The organism is Pseudonocardia sp., assembly GCF_025465255.1.
In the GTDB taxonomy this organism is placed as follows: Bacteria; Actinomycetota; Actinomycetes; order Mycobacteriales; family Pseudonocardiaceae; genus Pseudonocardia.
The window spans coordinates 1-15,674 of the sequence record NZ_JAODNI010000086.1; the positions used below are offsets into that span (position 1 = coordinate 1).

The following is a 15,674-nucleotide window of genomic DNA, read 5'->3' on the forward strand; positions in this document are numbered from 1 at the left end:
GGAGCGCCGGACCACCGTTGGTGAGCCTGAGGCTGAACGAGCTGGTCGTTCGGCGGGAGTCCATTCCTCAGCAACGCTAGGCACATCGCCTGCGTGACTTCGTGCACCCGCGAAGCATCAAGCCTAGTTGCTCTTGTCATCCAGGCTTGTCGCCAACGACTGAGGCCCCGGTCCCGGGCTCCGTCCGGAGCCTGTGACCAGGGCCTCCGGTGGTCGGGGCGGCGCGAGCGAGGCCAGCCGAACGGGCCTATCCCGCCGTGAAGTGCATTCCCGCGCCTGCCCCGCCCGGCGGGGCTCAGGTGATCGGGGATCCGCCGGTAACGCCGAGGACCTCCGAGGTCATGTAGCTCGACTCCTGCGAGGCCAGGAAAACGTAGAACGGGGCCAGCTCCGCGGGCTGCGCGGCCCGGCCCATGGGAGCCTGCGCCCCGAACGACTCCAGCTTCTTCTCGTCCATCGTGGCCGGGATCAACGGGGTCCAGACCGGTCCGGGCGCGACGGAGTTGGCCCGGATCCCGCGGTCGACGAGGTTGTGCCCCAGGCCCTTGGTGAAGTTCACGATCGCCGCCTTCGACGTGGCGTAGTCCAGCAGGTGCGGGGAGGGCTGGAACGCCTGCACCGAGGACGTCGTGATCACCGACGAGCCGGGCGGCATGTGCGGCACCGCGGCCTTGGACAACCAGAACAACGGGTAGACGTTGGTCTTCATCACCCGGTCGAACTGCTCGCTGGTGATGTCGTCGATCCCGCCGTCCTGCGACATCTGGTAGGCCGCGTTGCTCACCAGGACGTCGATCCGGCCGAACTCGCTCACCGCCCGCTCCACGACCTCCCGGCAGTTCTGCTCCTCGCGGAGGTCGACCGGCACCGTGACGACGGTCCGTCCGGCGTCGCGCACCCAGCGTGCGGTCTCCTCCGCGTCGTCCTTCTCCGCCTCCAGGTAGGTGATGAGCACGTCGGCGCCCTCGCGGGCGAACGCGATCGCGACCGCCCGCCCGATCCCGGAGTCGCCTCCGGTGATCACCGTCTTCTTCCCCTCGAGGCGTCCGGTTCCGCGGTAGGTCTGCTCGCCGTGGTCGGGCCGCACATCCATGTCGGCGGTGCGTCCCGGGTGCTCGATGGTCTCGTTGCCGCTGCCGGGCGCCGCGTTCTGCTCGGTCGGGTCCTGCTGGGTGAACTGGTCCTTGGCCATCTCGCGCCTCCACTGCCGGCTGATCGTCCGTCGGACACGACGTTCCCCTCCCGCCGGCGACCAACCCGCCCCCGTGGGACTTCCGGTCCGGGCGCCGGTTTCCGGTGGTCGTCCCGAGGGCATCCGACGGCCCCGCCGGGCTGTGCGGGACCCGGCGGCGACAGGAGGGGCCTCGATGGACCCGGTACCGATCGTGCTGCACGAGAACGACGTCGTCCCGGAGTCGTGGAACGACCCCACGCGAGGGAGCCTCGCCTTCCGCACCCTCTTCGGCGAACCGCGCTCACCGACCCGGCACTTCACCGCGGGCGTCGCCGAGCTGGAACCGGAGGGCTGGCTGGGCGTGCACTCGCATGCGCCGGCGGAGATCTACTACCTGGTCCAGGGCGTCGCGCTGCTCCGACTGGACGGTGCCGAGCATCTCCTGCGGGCGGGGTCCGCGGTGTTCATCCCGGGCGGGACCGAGCACGGTCACGAACGTCGGGACCACGCCGGTGCGGCTGTTCTACACGTTGGCGGCCGACTCGTTCGACCAGGTCGAGTACATCTTCGCGGGTTGAGGCCCACCGACGCGACCGAGGTCTACCGGGAGCGGATGTCGCGGTTGGGGGTCTGCCCTGCGACCCCGTGCCGGAGGGGCTGGTTGTTGTCCGGGGTCGCGGCCGCGTTGCCCGGCGACCCGCCCGCCGGCGCCGGGGCCTGCTCGGGCTGCGGCGCGGCCGGATCGCCACCGGACGGCTGGGCGTCACCGGAGCGCAGGGCGTCGAGCCGCTGGGTGAGCAGTTGCACGACGTTGAACCGGCGCCCGTGTGCCTGTTCGTAGTCCAGGAGCGCGGTCACCCCGTCGGCGTCGAGGGTGCGGATGCGGTGTTGGAGGCTGCCCACGGGAAGGTGGTCGTAGTCGGGCAGGGGAAGGTTCGCAGAGTCGTCCATCCCCCTCGGGTACCCGCCGTGGCGGCCCCAACCACCGTTCGGGGAGGTCGCCGACCTGGCGCACGACCGAGCGACCCGAGGACGTCGTGGCGGACTGGGACCACAGCCGCCGGCTTCCCGCCTTGCGCGCGTTCCTCACCTCGTAGGAGGTGAACCGCCGGTGCCGGCGTCGGGTCGGACGTCGGTGAGGACCACGCTGCTCCTGGGACGGGTCGGGATCCGGGTCAGGTCGTAACCGAGGTCCTGGGGTGGAAGGGTGTGGGGCAGCCGGGCCAGGGCGCGGGTCGCGACCGCGAGCAGGGTCAGGGTGACGCCCTCGCCCGGACAGCGGTGCCCGTTCGCCACGTCACCACCGCCCTGCGGGACGAGCGTGTCGGGATCGACGGCCCCCTGCAGGAAGCGGTTCGGGTCGAAGCGGTCGGGATCCGGCCAGTGCACGGGATCGTGGTCGGTTCCGTGCACGTCGAGCACGACGAGACCGCCGCGCGGGACGTGCACCCCGAGGACGTCCTGGCCCTTCCTCGCCCGGGCCGCGAGCACCGGCACGAACGGGTAGAGCCTGCGCACCTCCTGCACGAACGCGTCGAGCGCCGCGTCGTCCCCGGCGGCGATCCGTTCCCGCCAGTCGGCGTGCTCGTGCAGCGCCTTCCCGGCGAACGCGACGAACCACGCCACGGCCACGGCGGGCCGGACGACGTTGAGCAGCGAGGTGGCGGCCACCCGCTCCGGTAGCAGGTCACCCTTGGTGTCGCGAGCGGCGGCGGCGGCGTGCAGCGCCGTGCCGGGTGGTGGCTGGATCCGCCCGGCGCGGGTCCCGCGGATCAGGCCTCGTGCCCAGCGGCCCACCTGCAACCGGGCCCGCACGGCCCGGGCGTAGGCGGGGCCGTGCGCCGCGAAACCGTGCAGGACGGTCGCCATCTGCGCGGCCCGGCGGGACAGCTCCTCGCCGCTGATCGGAACGCCCGCCCAGGGCAGCACGGACCTGGCGATGACCTGGACCGCCTCGTCGAAGAGCACCACCCGGTCCCCGTGCGCCCAGTCGGCGGTCGCCGACGTCCGCTCCCGCTCCGCCCGCTCGCCCAGCGCCGCGACGGTCTCCGGGGTGATCACGCCGAGGAACAGGGCCTTGCGCAGGTGGTGCTCGGCGTCGTCGAGGCCGTGCACGGTTCCCGGTCCGAACAGCACCAGCTTGATCGGCAGGGGGAAGGCGCCCCGCCGGCGCAGCCGCGGGTCGTAGAAGCGGCGGACGCCTTCCGGACCGCCCACGACCGCGGCCCGCCGGCCGAGCACCCGGGACGGGACGGCGGCGGCACCGTTGCGCATCCGGGCCCCCCACGGGTAGCCGGTACGTACGAGGTCGAGCGTGCGATCACCGCGATCACCGATGCGGTCGAGGCCGACCTCGACGAACTCGGTGTGGGGCGCGTGCACGTCCTGGGCAACTCCGTCGGCGCGCGGGTGGCGCTGGAGCTGGCCAGCCGGGGGCGGGCGCTGTCCGTCGTCGCGATCGCCCCGTCCGGGCTGAACACGCCGCCCGAGCGGATCTACCAGGGCGCCGCGATGAGCCTCGCCCGGCTGGCGCTCCGCGCCGTCGCCCCGCGGCTCGACGGGATGGCGCGGTCGGCCTTGGGCCGAACCCTGCTGCCCACCGGCTTGCGAGCGGCGCCGTGGCGGGCGAGCCCGGTCGAGGCGCGCGCCTTGAAGGCCGGCTTCGCGGAGTCGGCCGACTACTGGCGGCTCCTGTGGTGGGGGATCCTCGCCGACGTCCCGACCGGGATGCAGCGGATCGACTGCCCCGTGATTCTCGTGCAGGGCACTGCCGACGTCATCGCCGCCGGGCAGACACCGCGCTACCTCTGGCTGATCGCCGGATCCCGCTTCGTGCCCCTGCTCGGCGCGGGCCACGCCCCGCAGTCGGACGCGCCCGGCGCGATCGTGCGGCTGATTCGCCAGGCCACCGGCGCGGCACCCCGCCCCGGCCGGACGGCCTCCGTGACCGACAGCGCGGCCTGACCTCTCGTCCCCGTTCGATCCCGCCCGCCCCCACCCTCCAGGAAGAGGCACAGTGCAGCTCAAACCCGTAGCCGAGCAGGTCGTCGTCGTGATGGGCGCGTCGAGCGGGATCGGCCGCGCCACCGCGCTGCGGTTCGCCGACCAGGGTGCGCGCGTCGTCGTGGCCGCCCGCGGCGAACCGGGCCTGCGGTCGCTCGTAGCCGAGATCGAGTCCGGCGGCGGTGCGGCGACCGCCGTGGTCGCCGACGTCACCGACCCCGCTCAGGTGTGCGCCGTGGCCGACCGGGCCGTCGAGACGTTCGGCCGGCTGGACACGTGGGTGCACGTGGCGGGCGTGCTCCTCGTCGCGGGGTTCGACGACACCACCACCGACGAGTTCGCCCGCGTGGTGCAGGTCAACCTGCTCGGCCAGGTGCACGGGGCCCTGCCGGCGCTTCCCCACCTGCGCCGGCAGGGCGGCGCGTTCATCGCCATGTCCTCGATGGGTGCCAAGCGGTCCATCCCGCTGCAGTCCGCGTACTGCTCCTCGAAGCACGGGATCGACGGCTTCCTCGAGGCGCTGCGGATGGAGCTCCAGCACGACGGCGTGCCGGTCAGCGTCACGCAGGTCATGCCGGGGACGATCAACACCCCACTGTTCGACAACGCCCGGACGAAGATCGGAACCAAACCGGTCGCCCCGCCGCCCGCCTACCCCGCAGGCGTCGTCGCCGACGCCATCGTGCACGCGGCCCACCATCCGGTGCGGGACTTGGTGATCGGTGGCTCGGCGAAGGCGCTGATCACGGCCGAGGCCCTCGCGCCCCGTGTCGTCGACGCGCTCCTGCGGCGGTTCGGCTACGAACTGCACGACACCGGGCAGCCCAAGCCCGCCGGCGCGCCGGACAACCTCGATGCACCGCTCACGCAGAACGCCACCGTCGACGGCACGATCGACGGGGTCACCCTGCGCAGCAGCGCCTACACCCGGTGGGAGCTGCACCGCCCGATCGGCGCCGCGTTCCGGGCCGTCGGCCGTCCCGCCGCTGCACTCGTTCGGCACGCGGTGCCCGACCCGGTCGTTTCGACCGTGGCGAACGCGCTCCGACGGGCCGCGCGGCCGACCGCGGCGGGCAGGGCGTGAGGTGGCGGTCAGCGGCCCCCGGGGAGCCTGATCGAGTCGGTGTCCTCGGCCCTCCGGCCGCGCCGCGAGCCCGTGTACGCCCACTCCCGCAGGCCGGCGAGGAATCGGACCGGACGCAGCGCCTGCAGCGAGTTGAGGACGGGGTCGAAGGTGACCGGCGGACCGGGTTCGGGGACCGCGTCGAGCCGGAGCCTGCCCGCAGGACGTCGCCGGCCCGTCAGCGGCCACTCCGTCACCACCAACTCGACGGGACTGCTCGCGACGCTTGCGGCGACGTCGGCCGGATCGGCTCCGGCAGGCGGGCCGTCGACGGGGTCGAGGCCCAGCAGCATCGCCCGTCCGCCGACCCGGTAGGGGAGCAGCGTGCTGTAGGGGCGGCCCCACCAGTGCCCTGAAGGGGCGAGCAGCAGCCGGGTCAGGCGGTTCGTGCCGGTCGACGCGAACAGGATGTCGACCGCCGTGTCTCCCGCGGGGATCCGGACCGCCATGCCGAGCAGGTCCGTGTGGCCGTTCGGGGTGCCGATCGACTTGGACGCCCTGACCACGGCCCGCCGGGCTGCCGGCGGCCCGAGCACGCGCCCGATCGCGGAGTGGGGGTCGAGCTCCAGCTCTCCGTCGACGACGGTGCCGTGTGTGTGCAGTGCCCGTCCGGCGCGCCACCGCGCGACGGTGGCGAACGCGGCCTCCACCGGACGGCGGATCATGTGCCGCTCATGGTTCGTGCCGGTCCAGGACGTCCTGGGCGGAGGGGCCGATGCCGAACAGGGTGGTGAGCTCGGCCGTGCGGAGCACGAGCTCCACGGCGCGGCCGTGGGCGACGCCGGCGAGGTGGAGGGCGAAGCCGGTGCCGCGCGCGGAGTCGCGCAGGTCGAGCAGCCATCTCAGGCCGGCGGAGCCGAGGAAGGTGACCTCGGAGACGTCGACGATCACGTGTCCGGGGCGATGGACGAGCTGCGCGGTGGTGAAGGTGCGAGCGGTGGGTTCGGTGGCCGCGTCGAGCTCGCCGCCCACCCCGATCACGACGGTGCCGGGTGTCGGCGAGGACCTGGACAGCCGGACGGCGCCGGGGTCGGTGTCGTCGTGGGAACCGCTCTGCACAGTCACGGCGTCACCTCACGCGTGGCTCGGGTAGGGCCCGGGCGGGGGCCCGGACGAGCGAGGCCTGGTCGGAACCGCCTCGCCGACAGCTGGGGACACACCCCGCATCCGGACGGCAAGACCCACCCACCGGCCCGGTCGAGCGCGGTGGCGAACACCCCGAGGGCGGCCGGGTCCGGGGTGCTGAGCCCGTCGAGATCGACGGTGACGCGGTCGGCGTTGCGCAGGACGGCGGCCAGTTCGTCGGCCAGACCGTCGACGGCGTCGCCGCCCAGGTGTCCGGCGAGGGTGATCCGGGCGTCGCCGTCCTCCTCGACGAGGGCCGTGACGACGTGGCGGCGGCCGTGCCGGCTACGGCGCATCTGCGGCACATCTCCCCCCGTGCACCCGTCGACGTCCCGCGTCCCCCCGCGCGCATGGCGGCGCGGCACGGGTGCGGGCGGTCCGGCCGCCGCGTCGTCTGTACCGGCCGGACCTGAGGCCTTGGCCGGTGCGCGCTCCGACCCGGACCCTGACGATCGCCTTCCCGTCGAGCTCGCCGCTAAACCCTGCCGCTGAACATCGCCGGCAGCCCGGTGGCTCGGGCGTCACCCGGAGCGGTGGGTGGCGGCGTCGGCGATGAGGTCGGCGGCGAGGTCGCGGAGTTTGCGTTTGCTGTCCTGGGAGCGCCGGCGCAGCACCTCGAAGGCGGCGTCGGGGCTGAGGTGGGCCCGGGCCATGAGGATGCCGACCGCCTGGTCGATCGTGGAGCGTGACCGCAGGGCGGTCTCGAGGTGCTGGGCCTCGGCTTCGCGCTCGCGCAGGCGCAGCGCCAGCGCGACGGCCCCGGCGGCCTGGCCGGCGAACCGGGCGGCGCGGTCGCGATCGGCGGTGGGGAGGGCGCCGGGGGTGCGGCTGTAGAGGTTGAGCGCGCCGACGGCGTCGTGGTGCACGGTCATCGGCACGGACAGCGAGGAGCCCGCGCCTTCGTGGCGGCCGCGGCGGGTGAAGGCGGGCCGTCGGGTGTCGGCGGGGATGTCCTCGACGGCGACGGTCTCACCGGTGCGCAGGCAGGTCAGGCAGGGGCCGTCGAGCAGCCGGGCGGGCGGTCAGCCGCGGGAGAGCACCCACCGCTCGGCGGGTGCCGGGTAGCAGGCGCGGGCTCCCAGCTCGACCCCGTCGCCGAAGGCGCGGGTGCGTTCGAAGCCGCTGCCGTGGGCGGCGGGGTCGGTCCAGGCGGTTCCCGGGACGTCGCGGGCCGAGAACACCGCGAGGGTGGCCTCGTCGAGATCGCCGGCCTCGAGCAGGCCCTGCTGGGACACCCAGCGTGACCATGCACCGGCGAAGCAGTCGGCCTGCAGTTCGCGCATCACGCCGGGCTGCTCCTGCTGCGGGAGCCGGGCCTGCATCGCGTGGCCGAACTCGTGGGCGAGGACGAACGACGCGGCGAAGTCCCCGCCGCTGACGTAGTACGGGATCAGCAGGCCCGACTCGTCCCAGGCGATGAAGTCGCCGACGGGACAGTAGAACGCGTTCCCGGGCGGGGCGGGATCGCGGCCGCAGGCCGGGCCTCCACCTTCGTCGGATCGGTAGTAGGTGTAGGCCCGCGGGCTGCTGTAGGTGCCGCCGAGCGCAGGTGTGGTCTCGGTCCAGTAGCGCTCGAGCAGTCCGAAGGTGCTGGAGACCGTGTTCTGGTACTGGGCGTAGTCGAAGGCGTTCCGGCTGTCGGTGCCGATGGGGCTTCGGGCGTCGGGCTGTCCCGAGGTGTCGCCGGACTGCTCCGCGCGGCGTTGCTTGGCCTGGTCGACCGCCTCCCGGATCGTGTCGACGAGGTTGTGCCGGCTCTCCGCCGAGCAGCCGGGCAGGAGCACCAGGACCGCCAGGACCGCCAGGACGAACGCGACACCCCAGCGCACACGGGCCCGGGAACGGGGCAGGAGGTTCACCCGCGGGCGATACCCCACGGCCGGGCCTTGACACCTGGCGGATCGTCCGCGATTCGCCGCTCCTGAGTGGTATCAGCGCCGGTGGGTGGAGTCTCAGGTCTGCATGGGTCGAATCAGCTTTCGCATCCAGCAGCGCGCCCCGGACCGGGTCGTGCGGCGGTGGGCGCCGCACCGAAACCTCGATCGGGCCGACGACGACACCCACGGCGCCCGGGTCACCGGGCGCCCCGACCGGGCCCGATTCGACGTCTCGACCCTCAATTCGTTGCACGGCGTCGGGACGAGCCGGTTGAGTGTAATCCGGAGAGAAATGGTAGGAAAGGCAGGATCAATCGATTCGATCTCCCTGTTCGAGCGCCGCTCGAAGGTGCTTGAATCGTTCCCTTCTGCTTCTGATCTCTGCTGCGGCCGATGCGGCAGGTGCGCAGTTCCCGGTCGATTCGACCGCCTTCCTTCGACGGCCTCGTTGCGCGGTGAAAAGGGTGAGGCGCCGCCGTTCGAGGGTGGTCGGCTGTGGATCGCAGGCAGGCGTCGAGGTAACGTTCGGCCTCTTCGACTGACCTGTTCGCATCGGGCTGGAGGCTTCCTTCGGTCGAACCCAGGCCGCTCATGATCGTTGTGAGTGACATCAGGTGAACGATCAGTAATCAGATTGAATCCGTGGACGAGATCTGCTCGACTCTTCCAGGTATGAACCCAGGGCCGGACCCTCTTACGTACTCCTGCGTACAGAGAAGAGGACCTTTCTCGTGGTAGCGTCGCGCGCGGATCTTCATGCAGACAGCGTAGTCGAGGAGAAGATCAAGATGACCGCAAATGGCCGTAGGGCCGCCATTGTCACCGACGACAACCGCATCGTCGTGCGTCGCGCCGACCGTCAGCGGTTCTCACCGAATGAGGACCGGCCGACGTTGCAGGGCCCATCTCCTCGGAGGCCGCGCCCGGACGTCGATGAAAGACCGAATGCTTAGACAGGGCTACACGCCGGTAGCCCGGATCGCAGCGGTCGGTGGATGACGTCTGGAGTGGACCGTCTGTGTCCGCCCCGGTGTAACGGGGCGGTGACGACTCCCGAGTGTCGGTACAGCCGTTCCCACTCGGCTTCTTCCGGGCCGAGTGGAGTGAAGGACTCGTAGTAACGGGACCGCGATGTCAGAACAGGATTCCGGCCACCACCGAGGTGGCCGCGAGGAGTACGTGCCCGGCGGGGGTGGGGGCCGAACCCGCCCCGCACGGCGGCGGGGCCGACCGGGAGAACCCGAACGGCGGGCCGGCCGCGAGCGCGGGTGTATACCCCCGCCGGGCGCGGTCCCGGGGCGCGAGGGGCCTCCCCCGGGCACCGTGGTGCCGGCCCCGTCCGTGGGGGTGGAAACCCGACCGGACCGCGATCGACCTGCGAAAAGCCGCGTCGAGCAGTGCGGGTTCCCGAAGCCCGGCGCGCCGCCGTCATCGCGCTCCGGGCGTCGGGGGGACAACCCTCCTGCGACCCGGGGGACCGCCCCGACGCCTCGGGTGCCGGCCCCATGGCCGCGTGCGGCCTCACCGACGACTCTCGTATCGGGTCGACAGCCAGCCGGTGGTCCGCCGCAGAAGGAGACCGATCCAAGGACAGCGCAGCACACCTGCTGCTCATGAAAGGGGGAGGGCCGTGCCGATCATCTCGGTTCCGCAGGAGTTCAACGAGGAGAAACTGTACGTGGACCTCGAGCCCGTCGTCGGGCACGGGCTCTACCTGAAGTGCGAGGGATTCAACTTCGCCGGCTCCATCAAGCTCAAGGCCGCGACCGCCATGGTGGAGGCCGCCGAGCAGGAGGGCCGGCTGCGGCCGGGGTCGATCCTGGTCGAGTCCTCGTCCGGGAACCTGGGCGTCGCGCTCAGCATGATCGCGTCGAACAGGGGCTACCGGTTCGTGTGCGTCACCGACTCCCGCTGCAACCTGGCGACCCGTCGGCTGATGGAGGCGCTGGGCAGCGAGGTGCACGTGATCACCGAGCCGAACGCGGGTGGTTTCCTCGGGGCCCGGCTCGACCACGTCCGCGAGCTGTGCGCCGGCGACAGCCGCTACCTGTGGCTCAACCAGTACGCCAACCCGAACGCCTGGAAGGCGCACTTCCGGACGACGGCGCCGGCGATCGCGGAGCAGTTCCCTCGGCTCGACGTGCTGTTCGTGGGGGCGGGCACCACGGGAACGCTGATGGGCTGCGCGCGCTGGTTCCGGCAGTACCGGCCGCAGGTCCGCGTGGTCGCGATCGACGCGGTCGGCTCGGTGACCTTCGGCGCCCCGCCTGGTCGCCGGTTGATCCCCGGCCTGGGTACGGGCGTCGTCCCGGAGATCTTCGACAGGTCCTACATCGACGAGGTGGTGTTCGTCGAGGAGGCCGACGCCATCGTGGCCTGCCACCGCCTGGCCGCGCGCGGGTTCCTGTTCGGCGGCTCCACCGGTACCGTCGTCAGCGGGGCCGCGAGCTGGCTGGACCGCAATGACGCCGGCAACCTCACCTCGGTGACGATCGCCCCGGACCTCGGCGAGCGCTACCTCGACACCGTCTACCAGACGAACTGGGTGCAGGAGCTGTACGGCGACGTCCTGTCCACCGAGCGGGTCGACAAGACCCTGGTGGCCTGAGCGATGTCCTTGACGCCGCAGTCCGCAGGCAACACCGTCGCCGGCGACGCGCCGGTGACGGTGCGGCCGGACCTGCACCCCCGTACGGGGGCCGTCCTGTCCGAGCTCGTGCTCGTCGACCAGCACGAGGCCCAGGGGTGGCGGGTTCGCCGGAACGAGCGGCTCGACACCGTCTTCGAGGAGCGGTGCGACTGGATCCGCGAGTACGGCCGACCCGGCCAGCTCGCCGTCGACGCGGACGGGCTGTCACTGACCTACGACGAGCTCGAGATGCGGGCCAACCGGCTCGCCCGCTACCTGCGGCTGCACGGCGCTGCCGCGGGGGACCGGATCGCGCTGTTGTTCGACCAGCGCGTCGAGGCCTACGTAGGCCTCCTGGCGGTACTGAAGATCAGCGGCACCTGCGTGCCGCTCGACGTGGACGCCCCCGCGGAGCGGACGGCCTACGTCGTCGCCGACGCCCGGGCGCGGATCGTCCTGTCCCGGTCGCACCTGCGCGGGCGGGTCGAGAGCACCGAGTTCCTGAGGACGACCGGGGCCGAGCTGATCTCGATCGACGAGGCGGCGCCGCTGATCGCGGAGATGAGCGGGAACCGGCTGCAGCCGACCGAGCGCGGCAGCCACGAGGGCCGTCCGGCCTACATCGTCTACGGCACGGGCTCCGCGGGCTGGCCCGAGGGCGTCGAGATCGACCACCGGAGCATCGCGAACTTCGCCCGCGTCGCCTCCGAGATCTACGGCATCCGCGGGCTCCGCCTCTTCCAGGGCCAGACGCCGGGCTCCGGCGGATCCGTCGCCGAGGTCTGGGTGGCGTGGGCCGCGGGCGCGACGCTGGTCCCCGCTCCCGACGGCGTCGCGCTGCGTGGCCAGGACCTGCACGCGTACCTCTCCGCGAAGCGCGTCAGCGCGCTGTCCACCACCCCGACGCTGCTCGCCACGCTCGAGGACGACCTGCCCGGGCTCCGGTTCCTGCTGGTCTCCGGCGAGGCCTGCCCGCAGAGCCTGATCGCCCGGTGGCACCGCAGCGACCGGCGCTTCCTCAACGCCTACCTGCCGTCCGAGGCGACGGTCCCCGCCACCTGGACCGAGGTGCACCCCGACAAGCCGGTCACCATCGGCGTGCCGCTGCCCACCTACGCGACCGCGGTCCTGGACCCCGACGTCCCCCGCCGGGCGCTCCCGCACGGCGAGACCGGCGAGCTCGCCGTCGCCGGGATCGGGCTGGCCTGCGGCTACCCCGAGCACAACGCCCTCACCGCCGCCGCGTTCGTCGACGACTTCATGGGCATCCCGGGCAACCCGTCGGGCCGGATCTACCGCACCGGCGACCTGGGCCGGGTCAACGACGCCGGCGAGATCGAGTACCGCGGCCGGCTCGACCGCCAGGTCCACCTCCGCGGCGAGCGCGTCGACCTCACCGAGATCGAGTCCGCGATGCTCGCCGTCCCCGGGATCGCGGCCGCGGTGGTCGGCGTCCAGGAGGCCGTGGCGGGCGACATCGAGCTCGTCGGCTACTACACCCTTCGCGCGGACACCTCCGACCTCGCCGACCAGGTGATCCACTCCTGGCTGCGTGAAAGGCTGGCGCCGCACCACGTGCCTGCGCGCCTCGAGCGCCTCGGCGCCATCCCGATGACGCCGCAGGGCCTCACCGACCGGGCGAGCCTGCCGGCGCCGGGGGCGCGCGGACTCCGTCCGACGCCGTTTCCGCGGACGGCGCCCGCCGCGCTCCCCGGCGCGGACGAGGTGGAGCGGCTGCGTGCCGAGAACGCCCGGCTGCTCGAGCAGCTGGACAAGCTGCGCTCCCACACGGGGTCCGGGCCCGTCATCGAGCTGTCGGCGCGCATCCCGGTCGCCGCGGAGCCGGCCGCCCTCCTGCAGCCGCCTGCGCCCGTGCCGACCCCGCTCGCGGCACCCGCGCCCCCGTCGTCCTCGCCGACCGAGGAGGCGCTCGCGACGGTGCTGGCCGAGGTGCTCGACGTCGCGCAGGTGCCGGTCGACGCCAACTTCTTCGACGACCTGGGCGCGGACTCGATGGTGATGACGCGGTTCTGCGCGCGGCTGCGCAAGCGGGCCGACCTGCCGTCGGTGTCGATCAAGCAGATCTACGCGGAGCCGACGATCCGGGGACTGGTGAAGGCGTTCGCCACGGCCCCCGCGGTCGTCCCGTCGGCTCCGGCGCCCGCCGCGGCGTCGGTCGAGGCGGGCCTGGCTGCGGTGCTGGCCGAGGTGCTCGACGTCGCGCAGGTGCCGGTCGACGCCAACTTCTTCGACGACCTGGGCGCGGACTCGATGGTGATGACCCGCTTCTGCGCGCGGCTGCGCAAGCGGGCCGACCTGCCGACCCTGTCCATCAAGGACGTCTACGCGCGCCCCACCATCGCCGGCCTGGCCGAGACCTACGCCGCCGCTGCGCAGCCTGCTTCCGCGGCGTCCGCCGCAGTCCTGCCCGCCGCCGTCCCGCCCGTCGTAGCGCCGGTGGACGCGTCGCCTGAGATGCCGAAGCGTGCCGGGACGCTGCAGTACCTCTTCTGCGGGCTCCTGCAGTTCCTGACCTTCATCGGCTACTCCTCGGGCGCCGGGGTCGTCCTGGACCAGGGCTACCAGTGGATCTCCAAGGGCAGCGGCCTGCTCGACATCTACCTGCGCGCGGTCGAGTTCGGCGCTGCGGCCTTCGGGGCCCTGTGCCTGTTCCCGATCGTGGCCAAGTGGGTTCTCGTCGGCCGGTGGAAGGAGCGGAGCGTCCGCGTGTGGAGCCTCGGCTACTTCCGGTTCTGGGTCGTGAAGACGCTGGTCAAGGCCAACCCGCTGGCGCTGCTGATGGTCGGCTCGCCGCTCTACACCCTCTACTTGCGAGCGCTGGGCGCGAAGATCGGCCGCGATGTCGCGATCTTCACCCGGCACGTGCCGGTGTGCACGGACCTGATCACCATCGGGGCCGGCACCGTGATCCGCAAGGACGCCTACCTCATCGGCTACCGGGCCGCCGACGGCATGATCGAGACGGGCCCGGTCGCCCTCGGCCGCGATGTCGTCGTCGGCGAGAAGAGCGTGCTCGACATCGGGACCGCTATGGGCGACGGCGCACAGCTGGGGCACGCCTCCTCTCTGCACTCCGGGCAGTCGGTGCCCGCCGGCGAGCGTTGGCACGGCTCACCCGCCGAGCCGACGGACGTGGACTACCGCCTGGTCGCCCCCGCGCCCTCGTCCTGGCAGCGCAAGACCGTCTACACCGGCTCCCAGCTGTTGAAGCTCTTCATCGTGTACCTGCCGCTCGGCTTCGGCGGGTGGGTCATGCTGCTGACCGAGGTGCCGCAGCTGCGGGCACTCCTCGACCCGGGGCCCGTGGCGCTCACCAGCGCGACGTTCTACCTCGAGGCCCTGGCCACCTCGTTCGTCCTCGTGTTCGGCGGCCTGCTGGTCGGGCTCGTCGTGGTCTGCACGGTCCCCAGGGTGCTGAATCTCACCGTCCGGCCCGAGAAGGTCTACCGGCTCTACGGGTTCCACTACTCGATCCACCGGACGATCACCCGGCTGACCAACGTCAAGCTCTTCACGTACCTGTTCGGCGACAGCTCCTACATCGTCTACTACCTGCGGGGGATCGGGTACGACCTGGGCCAGGTCGAGCAGACCGGGTCCAACTTCGGCTCGGCAGTGGCGCACGAGACCCCGTTCCTGAGCTCCTTGGGCACCGGCACGGTCGTGGCCGACGGCCTGTCGATGATCAACGCGGACTTCTCGAACACGTCGTTCCGGCTGGCCCGGGTGACGATCGGGGCCCGCAACTTCCTCGGCAACCACATCGCCTACCCGGCGCAGGGCCGGACGGGGGACAACTGCCTGCTGGCGACCAAGGTGATGATCCCGATCGAGGGCGACGTCCGCGAGGGCGTCGGGCTGCTCGGCTCGCCCGCGTTCGAGATCCCACGGTCGGTCCAGCGCGACGTCATGCTCGAGCTGGGCAGCCGCGACGAGCTGAAGCGCAGGCTGCGGCTCAAGAACCGGCACAACCTGGTCAGCCTCGGCCTGGCACTGCTGGTGCGGTGGCTGCACGTCCTCGGGATTCTGCTGCTGGGGATGGCGGCGTTTGACGTCTACGCCGAGTTCGGCCCGGTTGCCTTCGGCCTGGAGCTCATCACGTCGATGCTGTTCACGGTCTTCTACTTCGTGCTGGTGGAGCGCCTCGGCGGCAAGTTCCGCCCGCGGCAGCCGCAGGCGTGCTCGATCTACGACCGCCGTTTCTGGGAGCACGAACGCTACTGGAAGCTCGTGGTGCCGCAGGTCGACAAGGCGCTCGCCGGGACGCCCTTCAAGAACCTGGTCTCGCGGCTGCTCGGCACCCGGATCGGCAAGCGGGTCTTCGACGACGGCGCGACCCAGACCGAGCGCACGCTCGTCACCATCGGTGACGACTGCACCCTCAATGAGGGCAGCAGCCTCCAGTGTCACTCGCAGGAGGATGGCGCCTTCAAATCCGACTACACGGCGCTGGGATCGAGGGTCACCGTCGGGGTCGGCACGCTCGTCCACTACGGCGTGGTGATCGGCGACGACGCGGTCCTCGGCCCCGACTCCTTCCTGATGAAGGGCGAAGAGGTGCCGGCCGGCGAGCGCTGGGGCGGCAACCCCGCCCAGGAGATGAACGACGGCGTGCCCGCACCGGCCGCCCGCCCCACTCCGACCATTCCTGCTCCGGAGAGGCGCGATGTCCCTGCAGCAGGTCCCGACTGGGCCGCGGCCCTCTTCCCGGCCCGCTAGGAG

Annotated in this window: 12 protein-coding genes and 1 pseudogene; 5 read left to right on the forward strand and 8 right to left on the reverse strand. The window is 72.2% G+C overall.

Translation table 11 applies throughout. From position 1 onward, the window contains the following. Positions 1–295: 295 nt before the first annotated feature. Complete coding sequence (locus tag JWP64_RS08940; protein ID WP_297494443.1) at positions 296–1,192, reverse strand: SDR family oxidoreductase; 897 nt, start codon at positions 1,190–1,192, stop codon at positions 296–298. A 175-nt stretch (positions 1,193–1,367) separates the two neighbouring features. On the opposite strand from JWP64_RS08940, the pseudogene JWP64_RS31455 reads away from it, so the two are divergent. Then, positions 1,368–1,694: pseudogene (locus JWP64_RS31455) on the forward strand (cupin domain-containing protein); the annotation flags it as partial. 80 nt (positions 1,695–1,774) lie between these two features. On the opposite strand, the gene JWP64_RS08945 reads toward JWP64_RS31455, so the two are convergent. Together JWP64_RS08945 and JWP64_RS08950 are read right to left on the reverse strand one after the other, a co-directional pair. After that, a complete protein-coding gene (locus JWP64_RS08945; protein WP_297494446.1) occupies positions 1,775–2,125 on the reverse strand; it encodes a hypothetical protein in 351 nt (116 codons plus the stop codon). Positions 2,126–2,260: 135 nt separating this feature from the next. After that, on the reverse strand, positions 2,261–3,556 hold the full coding sequence (locus JWP64_RS08950) for a cytochrome P450 (protein ID WP_297494449.1): 1,296 nt from the start codon (positions 3,554–3,556) through the stop codon (positions 2,261–2,263). On the opposite strand from JWP64_RS08950, the gene JWP64_RS08955 reads away from it, so the two are divergent. Further along, complete coding sequence (locus JWP64_RS08955) at positions 3,503–4,138, forward strand: alpha/beta hydrolase (RefSeq protein WP_366889643.1); 636 nt, start codon at positions 3,503–3,505, stop codon at positions 4,136–4,138. The genes JWP64_RS08950 and JWP64_RS08955 overlap by 54 nt on opposite strands. Before the next feature lie 52 nt (positions 4,139–4,190). Continuing rightward, a complete protein-coding gene (locus JWP64_RS08960; RefSeq protein ID WP_297494455.1) occupies positions 4,191–5,261 on the forward strand; it encodes an SDR family oxidoreductase in 1,071 nt (356 codons plus the stop codon). Between the two features lie 8 nt (positions 5,262–5,269). On the opposite strand, the gene JWP64_RS08965 is transcribed toward JWP64_RS08960, so the two are convergent. The 5 genes from JWP64_RS08965 to JWP64_RS08985 all read right to left on the reverse strand — a co-directional run bounded on the left by JWP64_RS08965 (position 5,270) and on the right by JWP64_RS08985 (position 8,284). After that, entirely contained in the window at positions 5,270–5,965 is a 696-nt protein-coding gene (locus tag JWP64_RS08965) for a hypothetical protein (RefSeq protein WP_297494458.1), read from the reverse strand. A 7-nt stretch (positions 5,966–5,972) separates the two neighbouring features. Further along, entirely contained in the window at positions 5,973–6,365 is a 393-nt protein-coding gene (locus tag JWP64_RS08970) for an STAS domain-containing protein (RefSeq protein WP_297494460.1), read from the reverse strand. Then, complete coding sequence (locus tag JWP64_RS08975) at positions 6,362–6,721, reverse strand: STAS domain-containing protein (RefSeq protein WP_297494463.1); 360 nt, start codon at positions 6,719–6,721, stop codon at positions 6,362–6,364. The genes JWP64_RS08970 and JWP64_RS08975 overlap by 4 nt, the downstream gene beginning before the upstream one ends. A gap of 225 nt (positions 6,722–6,946) precedes the next feature. After that, positions 6,947–7,435 (reverse strand): GAF and ANTAR domain-containing protein, encoded by a 489-nt coding sequence (locus JWP64_RS08980; RefSeq protein WP_297494509.1) that lies wholly within the window; start codon positions 7,433–7,435, stop codon positions 6,947–6,949. Between the two features lie 12 nt (positions 7,436–7,447). Continuing rightward, a complete protein-coding gene (locus JWP64_RS08985) occupies positions 7,448–8,284 on the reverse strand; it encodes a neutral zinc metallopeptidase (protein ID WP_297494466.1) in 837 nt (278 codons plus the stop codon). 1,648 nt (positions 8,285–9,932) lie between these two features. On the opposite strand from JWP64_RS08985, the gene sbnA reads away from it, so the two are divergent. After that, positions 9,933–10,910, forward strand: a complete 978-nt coding sequence (sbnA, locus tag JWP64_RS08990; protein ID WP_297494469.1) for a 2,3-diaminopropionate biosynthesis protein SbnA — start codon at positions 9,933–9,935, stop codon at positions 10,908–10,910. A gap of 3 nt (positions 10,911–10,913) precedes the next feature. Further along, positions 10,914–15,671, forward strand: a complete 4,758-nt coding sequence (locus tag JWP64_RS08995) for a Pls/PosA family non-ribosomal peptide synthetase (protein WP_297494472.1) — start codon at positions 10,914–10,916, stop codon at positions 15,669–15,671. Positions 15,672–15,674: the final 3 nt, after the last annotated feature.